The organism is Haloferula sp. BvORR071 (assembly GCF_000739615.1).
Classification (GTDB): domain Bacteria; phylum Verrucomicrobiota; class Verrucomicrobiia; order Verrucomicrobiales; family Akkermansiaceae; genus Haloferula.
Window position 1 is genome coordinate 83,711 of the sequence record NZ_BATP01000029.1, and the last position, 15,436, is coordinate 99,146.

Genomic DNA, 15,436 nt, shown 5'->3' on the forward strand with positions numbered 1-15,436 from the left:
ATTCCTATCTGGGTCCCGGAGCGTCCTGGTAGGATGCGCGGTCGGCTGCGGGCAGGAGGTCGATCCAATTGGCCAGTTCATCGGTCTGGCCGGTCTTCACGAGGAAGTCGCAGATTTGCTTCACGCCAGTGGTCTTGGTCGTGCCGGGTTCAGAGCCACGGAGCCAGGTTTCCGCGGCTTGGCGGTCCTTTTCGAGCCAGCCTTTGAAAGCAGGCGCCAAGAGGTCCGGATACTTCCCGGCGAGGAGCTTGACCGCATCTTCGGGTCTCTGGCCGGACCAGCCTTTCACCAATGCCGCCCTGGCCTCTCCGGAGAGGTCTTCCTTTTCTAACAGCTCTGCAGGGAAGGAGTCGAAATCGAAAGCTGCTCCGACCTGCGCGTAGGTGCCCGCAAGGTCTGCATCGAGGGAGTCCATGTAGCCGAGCAGCTCTCTGACGGAGGAGGGATGTTTGTAGATGCCGGAGGATTCCACGGCCATGTCCGCGACGAGCAGCGCGACGCCTTTGGTATCGAGCCCCTGGGTGAGCTCTGCGTAGTTGACCGGCATTTCCTTGCGAACCGAGCGGACAGCGCTGCCTGCCACTCCGAAGCGATAGGCTTCGAGCATCTCCGGGGAGAGTCCGGCCACGGCTTTCAGGATGCTGTCCTTCGTCGCGGGGTCCATGGTGGGGTCACCGATCGCGGTGCCGACGCTGCTCCAGACCTGGCGCTCGAATGATGTGACCGGCTTGACCTCTCCCTGGATGCTCGGGTCGGCTGCGGTCTTTTCGCTGTCGTCCAAGGAGGCGAGGAGCTTCAGGGCTGGGAGAGGATCGCGCGCGATCCACTGTCCGAGTGCGCCAGACTTCGTGTGGTAGCGGAGTGTGGGATCGGGGATGCTGGAGAGCCATTCCATGGCCAAGGGTGCGAGGCTGGGATCGAGGTCGCGCATGATCTCGATTCCGAAGTTGTGGTCCCAGGCCTCCAATTCGCTGAGGCTTCCGATGAGTTCATCGAACGCAGCGCGGTTGCCCGACTTCAGCATCTGTCTGATGTCGGAGGCCAATTGGGGGAATGCTTTTCCCGAGCCGCTGCGCTTGAGCGTTTTCAAGACGGTCTCCTTGCCGTTGCTGGACTCTTGCGCGGATCGCAGGCGGGACTCTTGGGTGGAGGCGTGGCTTGGTTTGGAATCGACCTGGGCTTTCGCGCTGCGGTCGCATGAGAGCGAGTGAAGCGAGAGGAGAAGGCCAAGTGCCACGCAGCTCACACGCGGCCGCAAGGCAAGGGCGGCCAGGCGATGGAGCGGGGCGGATTTCATGAATTCCGAGGAGCTAGCGGTTTTGGTGGCGTTTGTCCAATTGATGGATGGCGGCACCGGGAGATGGTGCGGAAAATTCTGATCGAATTCTCCGCGGCGGCTGGTTAAGCGGGGGCCGGATTTCTCCCATGCGACAAGCGAACTCCCTGATCCTGCCGGCACTGTTGCTTGGTCTCTGCGTGGCGCAGGCGGGGCCGCCGCTGGTGACAGATGATCCGGATACGCCGAAGCGGGGTGACTGGGAGATCAATGTGGCGGTGACGGCGGACAAGCGTGGGCGGGATTGGTCGCTGGAGACGCCTTTGCTGGATTTCAATTATGGGTTCCGGGATACGGTGCAGCTCAAGTTTGAGCTGCCCTATCTGGTGGAGATGGAGAAGGATGGGCCGGACCAGAGCGGGATCGGCAACTCGGAGCTGGGGGTGAAGTGGCGGTTCTTCGAGAATGATGCGATCGCGATCTCGACCTATCCGCAGCTGGCCTTCAACAGCTCCGATCACACGGTGCGGCGGGGGCTGGTGGATGGTGGTGTGGAGTTTGTGCTGCCGGTGGAGTTTTCGCATGAGTTCACGGAGGAGACGGAGGTCTTCGGTGAGCTCGGTGGGGCCTGGACGGATGATGGCGACAGCGGTGCCTTCTGCGGTCTGGCGATGGAGCATGAGGTCAGCGAGTCCTTCGCGGTGCTGGCGGAGCTGTTTGGGCAATCCGCGCATGGCTTCGAGAATCCCGAGCTATTGCTCAACGTGGGGTTTCATTGGCAGGCCTGCGAGCATGTCGCGTTGATCGGGGCGATCGGGCGGGGTTTGATTGAGGGGGATGAGCCGATGGCGGAGCTGAGCTCTTATTTGGGGCTGCAGTTCACGTTTTGAGGGCTGTGGCTGGCGGGCGCGGCTACAACCGGGAGGGATGGGCGGGGGATCTTGCGTTCGAGATTCGATTTGTGGTAGCTGTAGGATGCTAGGCATCCCCTGAGGATTGTTTCCGATCGGGCGGTTTAGCTGCTTCTGCCCTGCTGTCATTCACCCACCTCTCCTCTGCTGATGAAGACCAGTGCCCCGGGCCTGCGCTTGAGTGCGCGGCGATGCTTGCGCGTTTTGTTTGCTGCCTGGGTGCTGTCGGCGATGCCGCTGGGTGCGGCAATCACGGGGCAATTCTGGTGGGCGGGGGAAGGCAATCCGACGGATGCGCGGATCGCCTATGCGAACAATGATGGCGGGGCGCAGACGGTGAATACGGACAATAGTCCGACGGTGGATCTGGTGAGCGCCTTCCCGCAGGATGTGGGGCTGGATACGGCGGCGGGTTTCTATTTCGCGATCGTGAGTAGCTCCCTCCACGACCATGCGAGCCTGCTGCGGGGGCCGATCGGCGGGGCGGCGGCTCCGGCGGTGGTGGTGACCTTTCCCTCTTCCCTCATCGTGGATGCGCTGCACGTGGATCCGATCAACAAGAAGATCTATACGACCTGGCAGGATGGGAATGGAACGGCGAGCAACACGGGGATCCGTGTGTATAGTTACAACACGACGACGGGTGCGATCACTGACCTGGGCTTCCTGATCCGCGCGGATGCGGATGGCACGAAGCCGATCGCGAATGGCGGACTTGATCTGTTAGACGTGCGGGACTTCGATCTCGATCTATCGACGAATACGCTCTACTTTACCGAGCTGCTGCCCGGGATCCCTGAGATGGGGATTTACCGGATCAATCTGAGCACGGCGGCGGTCACGCAGATGGTCAGCTCGACGCAGTTCCCGGACTCGGGCTCGGGTGGCTATATCATGGATGTGGAGGTGGATCCGGCGACCGACAAAGTCTACTTCACGACGGAGTCGCAGCATCCCTTCGGGGCGCCATCGGGATACAATGCAGCGCTGAACAAGCTTTGGGTGGTGGCGCAGGGGGCGGCCAATGCCACCGCGACGGAGGTGACGCTGAGCGGGCTGCCGGCGGGCGCGCACATCTATCCGGGCGACATGATTTTCGATCAGGGGCTGCGCCAGCTTTACATCGAGTCCGAGGAGAGCGACGCGATCAGCACGGACGATGTGATCTATGTCTTCCAGCTCGATGCGACGGGCAATGCGGCAACGCTGGTGAGGACGATCACGCCGAGCCCGGCATTTGACAGTGCGGCCGCGAATATCCAGGGGATGGCCTTTGATACCTTGGCGACCTTTACGATGACTGCCACGGCCAGCCATGTGGTGGAGCAAGGCAGCCCGGTGGTGCTATTGGCGACGGAGCCGGTGATCGCGGATATCGATGGTGTTGCGCTGGCGAGTGCGACGGTGACGATCACTGGCAGCTTCGCGGGCAGCGGGGATGATCTCTTCGTGAGCGATGGGGCCGTTCACCGGATCAGTGGTGTAGTGAGTGGCACGAGCATCGCGGTGAGCCGAACGACGGATGGTGGCGGCAATCAGAAGCTGACGCTCACGGGCTACGATACCTTCGCCCACTACCAGCAGGTACTGGGGGAGGTGCTGATTTCGTCGCTCGGGGATAACCCGACGAATTTCGGGAACAATGTCAGCCGCACGGTCACCTGGCAGATCAATGATGGCGCGGCGGGGAATCCGGCGATGAGCTTGAACGCGGCTGCGACCAATCTCCGCAGCAGCACGGTGGTGATCGATCCGGTGAACGATGCGCCGGTGAACGTGAAGCCGGCGAACAAGGTTCTGAATGAGGATAGCAGCCTGGCGATCGCGGGTTTCTCGATCGGCGATGTGGACGCTGCCCCAAGCAGCCAATTGAGATGCGTGCTTTCGGTCGATCACGGGACCCTGACGATTGCTTCGGCGGGCGGGGCTGTGGTGAATGACAGCGGCAAGGCTAGCGTCACGCTAACTGGCACCATCGCGCAGATCAACACCACACTGGCGGCGGCGAACAATGTGGTCTACACGCCGAGCCCGAATTTTGCGGGCAGCGACGCGCTGCTGATCACGACCAATGATGACGGGAACACCGGCAGCCCCGGCGCGCAAACCGACAGCGACAAGGTGGACATCACAGTCAATGCGGTGAATGACAATCCGGTGACTGGGGATGACATCATGATGCGCTATGCGACTCAGCCGACGAATGCAAAGGTCGCGGCTTTGCTCGGCAATGATAGCGATGTGGATGGCGACAGCCTGGTGTTGCTCTCCGTCGGCGGTGCATCGAACGGGGTGGTGAGCCTCTCGGGCGACATGGTCACTTACACGCCAGCTGCGGGATACCTGGGCGGGGATAGCTTCACCTACAACATCAGCGATGGCCATGGCGGCAGCGACACGGGAATCGTGACCGTGATCGTGGTCCCCGGGCATGAGAGCGCGAACATCGAGATGCTGACGGGTGGCGTGACGAAGGCTTCCTTCAACGGGATCCCGGGCATGACTTACCGGATCCAGTCATCGGATACGCTGGCAGCGGGTTCGTGGGTGAATCGTGTGAATGTGACCGCCAATGGCGCGGGGGGATTCAGCTTCACGGATCCGGCGCCCTTGCCGAAACAGCGCTTTTATCGCTGCGTGCCGCCGTGAAGTCGCGCGGGGTGGATCACCGGTCGCGCAATGGTGTCCGCACGGATTGCTTGAGCTTTGCGAACTCCTCTTCCGTGTAGAGTTTGAGTTGGAAGTCCGAGTAGAGCACCAGCTTGCCGCTGGGAGGGCCATCAACGAGCAGATCGAAGTCCAAGCGGATCGCCCAGAAATCGTTGTAGCCCATCGCGAAGAAATGGATGTCCGACAGTTCGAAGTCGGCCAGATGGTGAGCCCTGAGATAGCGGTCGACTGCGGTTCGGATCTGATCAATGCCGGGTGCTTGGCCGGATAACACCGGCTTGGCCTCCGTATTTGGTTTCCATTCAAAGGAGGCCAGGCGCGCTTCATCTGATTCAGGTGCCGGCGTCTCCCGGGCAAGGGAGCAAGTGAGGAGAGAGATCAGGAAGATCTTGGGGAGGCTGTTCCGGACTTTCGCTGAGGCTTGCATGCTTTTGTATCCCGGTGGGGATACAAAAGAACCCCGCGGCGAGTGGCGCTTGTCGGGCTTATTTGGAGAAATCGACAAGACTGCACGTGGCGGCCGACCCCTCGCTCAATCGTCTTCCTCGGCGGTGCCTGACTCTGGGGTGGAGCCGATGAGGCGGGCTGGCGGGAGGCCGACGCGCTTGCTCCAGGTGTTCCACTCGGCGGTGAGTTCCTTGACCTTGTCGGGATTCTTGGCGGCGAGGTCGGTGGCTTCACCTGGATCCGCTTCCATGTCGTAGAGGAGGGTCTGCTGGCCCTTGAACTCCTTGTCGAGGGCGTTGAAGTTCTCGGTAACGAGCTTCCACTTGCCCTTGCGGATCATGCGGTTCGACTCGTGCTCGACGAAGATGGGACGCTCCGCGACGGGCTCCTTGCGGATGGCGGGGATGAGGCTGATGCCTTCCGCGGGGAGGACGGGATGGTCCTTGTAGGTAGCAGGATACTTGGCGCCGGTGACGTCGGTGATGGTCTTCATCACATCGACGAGATGGGAAGGCGTCTCGACCCATGCGCCGTGGGCTTGGACGCCGGCGGGCCAGTGGACGATGAGGGGCGCGCGGATGCCGCCTTCGTGGGTGAAGTGCTTGAAGTACTTCAGCGGGGTATTGCCGAGGTGGGCCCAGGCACCACCGATGCTGATGTCATCGTTCTGGCCGGGCTGCCCCATCTTCTCGAGCGGGCGGGCGGCGGGTCTTGGCTTCGCTTGCGGCTCGGCTTGCGCCTGCGCTTGTTGCTTCTTCTTGCCCGCAGCGCCCGGCCTGCCCGGCGGGCGGGTGGCACCGAAGACGCCGCCCTCGTAGTTGGCGCCATTGTCGGACATGAAGAAGATGAGCGTGTTGTCGAACTGCTTGGTTTCGCGGAGTTGCGCGACGACCTTGCCGACGTTGTCATCGAGCTTCTTGATCATGGCGGCATAGAGTGCCATGCGGCGGGTCATATCGTTGCGGCGCTCGGCGGGCAGGCTGGTCCATGCGGGGATCTCGGGCTGCTCGCCGCCCTTCGGACCGGCACCGCCGCGGCTGGGCATGGGGTAGCGCTTGTCGATCACGCCCGAGGCAAGCTGGCGCTCGTAGCGCTCGCGCTGGAGAAGGTCCCAGCCCTTGCTGTAGATCGGCATGAAGGTATCCGCGAGGGCGGCCGGAGCCTGGATCGGGAAGTGCGGGGCACCGAAGGCAATGTAGATCGCGAAGGGCGTGCCATCGTGCTTGGCGGTGCTATGCTTGATGAAGTCCGTGGCGTAGTCGCCGATGGCATCGCTCTGATAAAAAGTGCCGCCGTCCTTCTTGTAGTCGCGGAAGGCGATTTCCTGGTTCTTCGAGACCAGGGTGTAGTTTTCCTGCCTCCAGTTGTCGGTGCTGTGGGCACCGCCATTGGCGAAGCGGAAGGCGTGGTCGAAGCCGCGGTTCTCCGGCAGCAGCTCGCCATTGCCGAGGTGCCACTTGCCGGCCATGTAAGTACGATAACCCTCGGACTTCAGGAGTTCGGCGAAGGTGATGTTGTTGTCGTTGCGCAGGTTCGGCAGAGGTGCAGCGGGCTTGACCGCGGCCTGCTGCGGGTAGAGCCCGGTAAGCAGGGAGCAACGGGTCGGGCTGCAACGCGCGCTGTTGTAGAACTGGCGGAAGCGCACCCCACCGGCGGCCAAGGCATCGAGATTCGGCGTCGGGATCTCGCTGCCGTAGCAGCCGAGGTCGGACCAGCCGAGGTCATCGGCGAGGATGACGATGACGTTGGGGCGCGCGGGCTTGGGGGCGGTTTCCTCGGCAAGGGCCGGCCCGGCCGTGAGCAGCGCTGGCAAGATGATGATCCCGAAGCGGACGGAGAGCCGGTGGCGGAGCGTGGTGAACATGGACAAGAGAAGAGTTTTGCCGAGGAGCGGAGTGTTCCCTAGGATCGCTGGAAGGTGCAGGTTTGAGTTTTCAAAACCGCGGATGGGCGCGTCGCCATCCCGCTACCGTTGGAGTCGTCTTGCATTGGAGCAAGCCCGGCTTCAGCTTGTGCCATGAGATTTCTCTTGTGGCTGGGCCTGGTGGCGAGCGCGCTCGGCAATGACACGGGCATCAACTCCGGCGAGTATGGGCCTGCACCGCTGGGCGAGTTCAAGGGCGAGGAGTCCGTGATCCGGATGGTGGAGGAGAAGATCGAGATCCACTTCGGCAAGACACAGTCGGAGGTGGCTTGCCGCTTCGTATTCCGCAGCGGCAAAGCGGAGGGCGATGCCAAGCAGGTGGTGGGCTTCCCTGACTTCATCGATACCGAGACGGACACAGGCACGATCACGAAGCTAGAGACCTTCATCAATGGCGAGAAGGTGGAAGCCAAGAAGCAGCGCGGCTGGTTTTACACGCCGGATTATGAGACGCCGCGCAGCGGCTTGGGCGAGCCGCCGAAGGAACTGGTCGAGCAAGACAAGATCACCCGCGCGGATTTCTTCACCGTGGAGGTGGTCTTCCCGCAGGGAAAGGATGTGATCATCGAGCGCCGTTACACCGCGGACAACGGCGGCAACGTGATGCAGAGCAAGACCTTCTCCTACACCACCTTCACCGGTGCGGTGTGGAAAGACACGATCGGCAAGGCGGAGTTCAGCGTGAAGCTCGAGGGCTGGACGGTGAATGACCTAGCCTTTGAAGACGGGCCCCAGAAGAACCGCCCGCGCGCGCAAGACGGCTCGTGGTGCTCACCGAACAAAGCGGAGTGGACGGTGGTCTCGCCCACGGAGTTGAAGATGACCTGGCTGGACTTCGAGCCGGCTGTGCACAAGACGCGACGCAGAATTCACTTGGCGACCTGGTCGAAGCCAGCGCCCTGAAGCCGTGCACGCTTCCGGAAGATCCAGACGAGGAAGACGACGGAAACGATCGCGCTGACGAGGTAGCAAGTGACCTGAATCGTCTGGGTGATCATGATCGGCAGGGTGCCATCCGGATAGACATCCTCCGGGTAGAGGGGCTTTTCGGTGCGCCAGACCCATGCGCCCGTGGCCAGCCCGGAGAGTTCGGTGACGAGGATCAGCCAAGGGAGCATTTTGAGCATGGTGGCCGGAGCGAGCTTCGGCTTGCTGCCCACGCGACCGAGGAAAAGGGCACAGAGGCCGAGACCCAGGCCGGGCATCGAGGCGCGGAAAGCCCATGCGACTGCGAGCAGGCTGGGGTTTTCAATCCCCCAGAGCGGGTCGTGATACACGGTGAAGTGCTCTGGTGCGATGCGGACCATGTACTGGTCGTGGAGCACGCAGTAGAGGAAGACCTCCGCCCAGATGCCGAACACGATGGTGTAAGTCACGGAGCGCTTCTCATTGAGCAGCGAGACATTCGGAGAACCCGGCATCGGGCCCCAGTCTCAGGCTTTTCCTTTCAAGGGCGAGCGAAACCGGGAACTTCACGGATTCTTCCCACAGCACTGCGAGCGGCTCACTTCCTGGCGTCGCGATCGGCACGTTCCAGAATCGCGATCTGGCTGCGGGTGCCCTGGATCAGGAGCTCGGCTTGGCGGATCTGGTCCTGGAAGCGTTTGGCCCGCTTGTCGTAGTACTCCGCCTTGTTGAGCTTGGAGCGGTTGGTATTCGTCGATGTAGTCGAGCGGCCCGTGCTATCGGTGACGGTCACGATGACCTCGGCATCGGAGCGGAGCTTGCTGGCACGCTCCTGCGACTTCTGGATCTCGTTGCGGGCATCGGTGATGCCACGCTCCATACGCTGGATGTAGGCTTTGAGGGAGGCGATCTTGGCTTGGTTGTCCCCTTTCAGCTCGGGAGCCTTCTCCAAGGGTTTGTCATTGTCGGAATCTGCAGTGCCGTCCCCATTGGCATCGGGAGCCTTGTCAGGAGTCGTACGGCGATGGGCATCATCGGCCTTGGCCTCGGCTTCCTTTTGCTTCTCGGCATCCTCGGCAGTGCCGTGGGGGAAGCGGTCGGCGATTGCTTGGGGGAGATTCTCAAAAGGCACACGGGCGGTGCCACCGGAGTGGGTGATCTTGATGCCCACGGCATCCTGACCGGTGATGGTCACGCCCTCGTAAACCTTGCCACCACGGAGAGTGAGGGTGCCGACTTCCAAGGGTAGCTTCGCCGGTTCCACGGCAGCGGCCCAAGCGGCGGTGAGAAAGAGCAGGGAGGAGAGGAGGATTCTCATAAGATCCAGCGAGTAGCGCAAAGCGGCTACCGGGTCAATTCACGCGGAGTTACGGAATTCGCAGGAAGGGGAAAAGAAAACGCCCGGCCGCAGACTGGCTGCGGTCGGGCGCTTGGAAAAACTACGCGAGGGCGGCTTAAGCCTTCGGCTTGACGGCGCGGCGAACCGGCGCACCGAAGCGCTTCTGGAATTTGTCGATCCGGCCTTCGGTGTCGACGAAGGTCGCCTTACCCGTGAAGAAGGGGTGCGAATCGGAGGTGATACCGATCGAGATGAGGTAGTGCTCGACGCCATCGATGACTTCCTTCTTGTCGGAGGTCTTGGTGGAGCGGCTGACGAAGCGGGCACCCGTGGTCATGTCAACGAAGACGACCGGGTTGTATTTCGGATGAAGATCCTTTTTCATGACAGTAAGAGGGCCCGGACACGTTACCGACGCGGCGGGGAGCGGGAGGATGCACGGCCAAAAGCCCGTGTCAAGCCGTCGGGAGGACGATTTCAGGCCAGCCCGTCCGCCCCGCCGAGGGCCACCAAGGCCACGGTGGGGATCGGGAAGGGCTTCCCGACCACGAAATCCTCCAAGGCGAGCTGCAGCCACTCGCGGGAGGCGCGGACGCTCTCGACGATGATGGTGTGGTTCCCCGCCAGACCGACGATGCGGTAGCGGCCGACCTCAATGGTCACTTCGTCGTGCTCGCCAGCGAGCATCACTTGGAGCAGCAGGGTCTTCTCCTTACTGCGGATCCGGAGCTCGGTCACGCGCCCGTAGCGCTCCAAGCGGGCGCTCAACAAACTTTTCGCAGCGCTGGATGCCAAGCTATCCTTGAGGTTTCCAAACATAATCGGGGGAAAATTTAATTGCAAAAAGCACGAAACACCAATGCTTAATGCCTCCCCCACCAGTGGACCAGAAGCCAGCCCGCTGAGCAAAGAGCGAAGACCCCGCCCCAGAATACGGCGGGCGACACGTGGCCCGGAGGCTCGCTGTGACCGGGATTAGTGTGCCGGGTGGCATTGCCGAACCAGAGCATGCAGATCGAGCAGGCCATCACCCAGATCAGTACGACCGAGAGGATGAGCGTGGCACTCATGGGATACTCTCCGCAAAATCCGGGCCAAACTGGAGCTTAGTCCTCATCTTCAAGGGGGATGCTCTCCTCGTGCATGGCCGCGAGTTCGGGCGCTTCGGAGCTATCCTCGGCCTCCACGTAGTCGATATCGTTCATCGCGTCGGTGGCGTCTTCGCTGCCATTCCGGAGGGCGGAGGCCTCATAGGCGTCGGCCACGGCGTCGCGGGTTTCGTCCTCGGCCACTTCCAGACCCTGCTCCACGAGGGAGATGTTGGGGTCCTCGTCCACGTAGGGCGGAGCGGTCGAGGCTTTGCGGGTGGAGGGGATGACTTGGACCGGGTCGATGGGTGTCATGAGAATTCGGGATGTGTTACCCGATTCTCTTCGCAGGCGGCGTTCCAAGGGCCGCCGTGCTCAACTCCGGCCGCCGAAATCGCGGGCGCTGACCTTCCCGCCACCATAGGGAGCGCCGAGGCGCATGGCGACGCCGACCTTCGGGAAGACGTAGCGTTCCCGTGCCTTGGCCTCCGCCCGCTTGAGCACGGCAACGACCAAAAGAGAGACCAAGCCGGCCACGGCGATCAGTCCGATCGAGAGCAGGGCGGTGCGAGTGCGGCTGGAGCTGGCGGGAGCGGCGGCACGCTGGTCGAGCAGCTTGCCGATACCGGAGGCAACACCGGTGCCGAGGGTTTCGGCGAAGGCCTGGCGGTCCTTGGATACGGCGAGCAAGGATTGCTCCAGCTCGCCTTCGATCTGCTTCAGCTCAAAGACGCTGAGCTCAGTGGGCCGGTTGCGTTTGACGATGTTTCCCGGTTCGAGCTCCTCTTCCTTTGGAGGTGCCTGGCCGTAGCGCCAGCTGAAGCTGTCCGACTCCAGCACCAGGATCATGCCCGGCTGCTCCCCGAGCCATTTGGCCTGCAGGGCTGCGGCCTGCTGTTCCAGCGTGCGGCCGATCAGTGAATCGTAGACTACGAAGTAGAGCCGGTAGCCGTGCTTGTCTTGCAGCGCGCCGAGGGCGGCGGCGACCGCCTTCAGCTTTTCCGGCTCGCGGGCGAAGACACGGCCCGTGTCGAGGACGAGGTTCTCCGGGGCGGGCGGGACGACGATCTCCTCGTCTTGGGCCAAGGCCGGGGCAGCCAGAAGCAGGGTCCAGAGGAAGGCGAGCGCGACGGGGAGAAACCTCACGATGAGGTATTTTTCCCGGTGTGGGCTGGGACGCAAGCCTTTGGGGCGCGGGGCGGGAATTGAGTCCCGAATTTCAGATCTCAAATTTGAGATTTCAAATCGGGAATCCCCCGAGGTCGGCCTCAGGACTTGTTGGACGCAGACTTCAGATCCGCCTTCAGCCCGGTGAAGAAAAGCAAGGCTGCCGCGACGCAGATGCAGGAGTCCGCGACATTGAATGAGGGCCACTGGTAGTTGACCAAGGGGATCTTGAAGTCGAGGAAGTCCACGACGTAGCCGGCCTTCAGGCGCTCCCAGAAGGACTCGCCAGCCATGTAGGAAAGCTTGGACCCCTGGACCAGACGGTCCGTGAGGTTGCCGAAGATCCCACAGAGCAGCAGGCCGACGGCGACCTTGCCCCAGTTGCCGATGAAGAACTTCTTCTTCAGCCCCAAGGTGATCAGGCAGAGGGCGAAGATCGGGACGATCAGGAACACGATCGGCGCCCAGTCGCTGCCATTGCCGAAGCCGAAGGCCACGCCCTGGTTGTGGACGCGGGTGATATTGAAGTACTCGGGGATGACAGTGATCGCATCTTTTTGCGCGATGGCGTTCGAACCCGGCATCGGCTCGGCGAAGCGGCCGACGATCCAGAACTTCGACCACTGGTCGAGAATGTAGAGCGGCAGGGTGACGGCGAGGAGGACGGAGGCCAGGCTCCATTCCTTCTTGTTCCCGGCGACAATGGGAGTCGTCTCCATTCCAGCGGTGGCGTTGGCGTCAGGCATGGGACACGACTTGGACGACGGATTCGCAACGGGCGCAGAGGCCAGACTTGCCGAGCGGCTCGTAGCGGCGGCAGCGCGGGCACATCTCGTGATGGGTCTTGGTGGCTTTGGCGGAGAGCGCGGAGCCGGCGGAGACATCGAGATCGGCGATGATGAAGAACTCGGTGGTGAACTGGCGGTCGCGCAGGAGATCGTAGACGAGTTCCTTCTCCGGCACCACGAGCTGCACGGCGGCCTCGTTGTTCTTGGTGAAGGTCTTCGCCTTCACCTGTTCCTCGATGGCGGTCTGGACGGTGCGCTTGATCTCGAGCAGGCGGTTCACCTTCGCGGTGGCCTGGCCGCCGGCAAAGGCTGGATCGGCCTCGGGGAAATCCTGTTCGTGGACGCTGCCTTCGGTGAAGGCCGCGTGCTCCCAGGCCTCGTCCGCGGTGTAGGCGAGGATTGGCGCGAGCAGGCGACTGATCGCGGAGAAGACATCATACATCGCCGTCTGGCTGGCACGGCGGCGCACGGAGTTCTTCGCGTCGCAATACATCCGGTCCTTGGTCGCATCGATATAGATGGCGGAGAGGTCCACGGAACAGAACTGGTTGAGCGAGTTGAAGACCTTGCGGAACTCGAAGGTCTCGTAGGCCTTGCGGCACTCGCTGACCACGGCATTCAGGCGCTCGAGGATCCACTGGTCGAGTAGCGGCATGTGGCTGGCGGCCACGCGGTCCATCTCCGGGTCGAAGCCATCGAGGTTGCCGAGCAGGATGCGCAGGGTATTGCGCAGGCGGCGGTAGGGCTCGGCCACTTGCTTGAAGAGATCCTCGCCGAAGGGCACTTCACTCTGCCAGTCCACGGAGGAAACCCACAGACGCACGATGTCCGCACCGTACTTGTTGTAGTAGTGCGCGGCGTCGATCGGCTTGCCGGACTTGTCGGCCTCGGACTTCGATAGTTTTTCGCCTTTCCCCTTCTTGTCCTTATCCACCACGAAGCCGTGGGTGAGCACGGTCTTGTAGGGAGCCTTGTCACGCCAGGCCACGCTCATCATCAGCGAACTCTGGAACCAGCCGCGGTGCTGGTCGGTCGCTTCGAGGTAGAGATCGGCAGGTGCGTGGAGTTCCGGGTGCTTTTCGAGCACGGCGACGTGCGAGCAGCCGGAGTCGATCCAGACGTCGAGGGTATCGCGGCCCTTTTTCAGGCCGGCTGGCAGGCCGAGCTTTTCGGCCAGCTCGGCGTCGGAGAGCTCGAACCAGATATTGGTGCCGTGGGTCTCCACTAGGTCAGCAACCTTGCGGGCCACCTCGGCGGAGAGGATCGCCTTGTTGTCAGCATCAAAGAACACCGGAAGCGGCACGCCCCAGGTGCGCTGGCGCGAGATGCACCAATCCGGGCGGGATTCGACGGTGCCGTAGATGCGGTTGCGGCCGTTGGCCGGCAGCCACTCGACCTTGTCGATCTCCGAAAGGGCCTTGCCGCGCAGGGTCTCCAGCGAGATGAAGAACTGCTCCACGGCGCGGAAGATGATCGGCGTCTTGGAGCGCCAGCAATGCGGGTAGCTGTGGCGGTAGACTTCCTTCGCGAGAAGCACACCCTTCTCTTCGAGCAACTCGACGATCGGCTCGTTCGATTTGAAGACGTGCTTGCCGACCAAGGATGGCAGGCCGACTTCGGCGGTGAAGTTGCCGTCATCATCGACCGGCGAGAGCAGGCCGAGGCCGTATTGCTGGCCGGCGACGTAGTCATCCGCCCCGTGGCCGGGAGCGATGTGGACCGCGCCGGTGCCGGTCTCGGTGGTGACGAAGTTGCCGAGGATGATCTTCGAGGTGCGGTCGAGGAAGGGGTGGCGGGCTTCGAGGTTCTCGAGCTCGCGGCCCTTCACGCTCTTCAGCACGGACATGCGGCGCATGCCAGCCTTCGCTTCGAGCTCGGCCACGAGTTCCTTCACGACGATGAGGATCTCGCTGCGGCCATTGCCCTCGAACTGGCTGACCTCGTAGGTGAACTCCGGATGTACCGCGACGCCAAGGTTGGCGGGCAGGGTCCAGGGAGTGGTGGTCCAGATGGCGATGGCGGCATTGCCGATCCCGAGCTTCGACGAAGACTCCGGGGTCAGTGGGAATTTGACGAAGATCGCGGGGCTTTCCTTGTCTTGGTATTCCACCTCGGCCTCGGCCAGCGCGGTGTGCGCGCCGTAGGACCACTGGACCGGTTTCTTGGATTGGTAGACCACGCCGTTCTCCACCAGCTTGGCGAAGACGCGCAGGATCTCCGCCTCGTAGCCGGGGGCCATGGTGAGGTAGGGATTGTACCAATCGCCGAAGACGCCCAAGCGACGGAAGGAGCCGCGCTGGATCTCGATGAATTTTTCCGCGAACTCGGTGCAGCGGCGGCGGATCTCCGCGGGCTCCAGGCCGGTGGCTTGCTTCACCACCTTGAACTCGATCGGCAGGCCGTGGCAGTCCCAGCCGGGGACGAATGGCGCGGCGAAGCCGGCCATCGTCTTCGACTTCACCACGAGGTCCTTGAGCACCTTGTTGAGCGCGGTGCCCATGTGCACGTCGCCATTCGCGAAGGGCGGGCCATCGTGAAGGATGTAGGTCGGCGCCTTCTGGGCACGGCGACGCTCCAGGATGCGGTGATAGAGGTCTTGCTTCTCCCAAATCGCCAGACGCTTCGGCTCGTTCTCAACGAGGTCCCCACGCATGGGGAAGCTCGTCTGCGGCAGCAGGAGCGTGTCTTTATATTGCGATTCAGAACTCATTGGCGGGCGCGGAAGCTAGCAGGGGTCCCCCGGGGGGTCAATCACGGGGGAGGGGTGGGTTTTGGGGGAAATTGCGAGGGTGGCCGCGATGCCTGGAATCTACCATAAATCACTGATCATTATTTATTTAACTACAAATCGGAGCGTATTGGGGAGAGGATGCTGCCGCCGAAGAGGGTGACGCCGGAAGCACTTCGGTTTGGAGGATTA

General features: G+C 62.3%; 15 protein-coding genes. 3 read left to right on the forward strand and 12 right to left on the reverse strand.

Annotation, left to right across the window (positions count from 1 at the left end; genetic code table 11):
* Positions 1-4: 4 nt before the first annotated feature.
* Entirely contained in the window at positions 5-1,297 is a 1,293-nt protein-coding gene (locus tag BV071_RS16290) for a hypothetical protein (RefSeq protein WP_265594512.1), read from the reverse strand.
* A 128-nt stretch (positions 1,298-1,425) separates the two neighbouring features.
* Between BV071_RS16290 and BV071_RS33095 the strand changes: the two genes are divergently transcribed.
* Together BV071_RS33095 and BV071_RS16300 are read left to right on the forward strand one after the other, a co-directional pair.
* On the forward strand, positions 1,426-2,166 hold the full coding sequence (locus BV071_RS33095) for a hypothetical protein (RefSeq protein ID WP_052573439.1): 741 nt from the start codon (positions 1,426-1,428) through the stop codon (positions 2,164-2,166).
* Between the two features lie 171 nt (positions 2,167-2,337).
* The gene (locus BV071_RS16300; protein ID WP_052573440.1) at positions 2,338-4,836 is read left to right on the forward strand and encodes an Ig-like domain-containing protein; all 2,499 of its coding nucleotides are present in this window, start codon (positions 2,338-2,340) and stop codon (positions 4,834-4,836) included.
* A 16-nt stretch (positions 4,837-4,852) separates the two neighbouring features.
* Here the strand turns inward: BV071_RS16300 and BV071_RS35455 are convergent, their stop codons facing one another.
* Together BV071_RS35455 and BV071_RS16310 are read right to left on the reverse strand one after the other, a co-directional pair.
* Complete coding sequence (locus BV071_RS35455; RefSeq protein WP_265594513.1) at positions 4,853-5,131, reverse strand: hypothetical protein; 279 nt, start codon at positions 5,129-5,131, stop codon at positions 4,853-4,855.
* A gap of 258 nt (positions 5,132-5,389) precedes the next feature.
* Complete coding sequence (locus BV071_RS16310) at positions 5,390-7,168, reverse strand: arylsulfatase (RefSeq protein ID WP_052573441.1); 1,779 nt, start codon at positions 7,166-7,168, stop codon at positions 5,390-5,392.
* A gap of 153 nt (positions 7,169-7,321) precedes the next feature.
* Between BV071_RS16310 and BV071_RS16315 the strand changes: the two genes are divergently transcribed.
* A complete protein-coding gene (locus BV071_RS16315) occupies positions 7,322-8,131 on the forward strand; it encodes a hypothetical protein (protein WP_265594514.1) in 810 nt (269 codons plus the stop codon).
* Here the strand turns inward: BV071_RS16315 and BV071_RS33100 are convergent.
* The 9 genes from BV071_RS33100 to ileS form a co-directional block, all read right to left on the reverse strand.
* Positions 8,098-8,649, reverse strand: coding sequence for a hypothetical protein (locus BV071_RS33100; protein ID WP_052573442.1), 552 nt, complete (start codon positions 8,647-8,649; stop codon positions 8,098-8,100). The two genes, BV071_RS16315 and BV071_RS33100, sit on opposite strands and share 34 nt — an antisense overlap.
* Before the next feature lie 83 nt (positions 8,650-8,732).
* On the reverse strand, positions 8,733-9,452 hold the full coding sequence (locus BV071_RS16325) for a hypothetical protein (RefSeq protein ID WP_265594515.1): 720 nt from the start codon (positions 9,450-9,452) through the stop codon (positions 8,733-8,735).
* A gap of 136 nt (positions 9,453-9,588) precedes the next feature.
* Entirely contained in the window at positions 9,589-9,858 is a 270-nt protein-coding gene (locus BV071_RS16330) for a type B 50S ribosomal protein L31 (protein WP_035609322.1), read from the reverse strand.
* Positions 9,859-9,950: 92 nt separating this feature from the next.
* On the reverse strand, positions 9,951-10,292 hold the full coding sequence (locus BV071_RS16335; protein ID WP_035609324.1) for a hypothetical protein: 342 nt from the start codon (positions 10,290-10,292) through the stop codon (positions 9,951-9,953).
* A 44-nt stretch (positions 10,293-10,336) separates the two neighbouring features.
* Entirely contained in the window at positions 10,337-10,543 is a 207-nt protein-coding gene (locus BV071_RS16340) for a hypothetical protein (protein ID WP_035609327.1), read from the reverse strand.
* 36 nt (positions 10,544-10,579) lie between these two features.
* Positions 10,580-10,876, reverse strand: a complete 297-nt coding sequence (locus tag BV071_RS16345) for a hypothetical protein (RefSeq protein ID WP_035609329.1) — start codon at positions 10,874-10,876, stop codon at positions 10,580-10,582.
* 60 nt (positions 10,877-10,936) lie between these two features.
* Positions 10,937-11,707, reverse strand: coding sequence for a hypothetical protein (locus BV071_RS16350; protein WP_035609331.1), 771 nt, complete (start codon positions 11,705-11,707; stop codon positions 10,937-10,939).
* 122 nt (positions 11,708-11,829) lie between these two features.
* Positions 11,830-12,474: a signal peptidase II gene (locus BV071_RS16355; protein WP_035609334.1), complete on the reverse strand. Its 645-nt coding sequence runs from the start codon at positions 12,472-12,474 to the stop codon at positions 11,830-11,832.
* Positions 12,467-15,226 carry an isoleucine--tRNA ligase gene (gene ileS, locus BV071_RS16360; protein ID WP_035609336.1) on the reverse strand — a complete coding sequence of 920 codons (2,760 nt, stop codon included), beginning with the start codon at positions 15,224-15,226 and terminating at the stop codon, positions 12,467-12,469. Before ileS ends, BV071_RS16355 begins: the two co-directional genes overlap by 8 nt.
* Positions 15,227-15,436 lie beyond the last annotated feature (210 nt).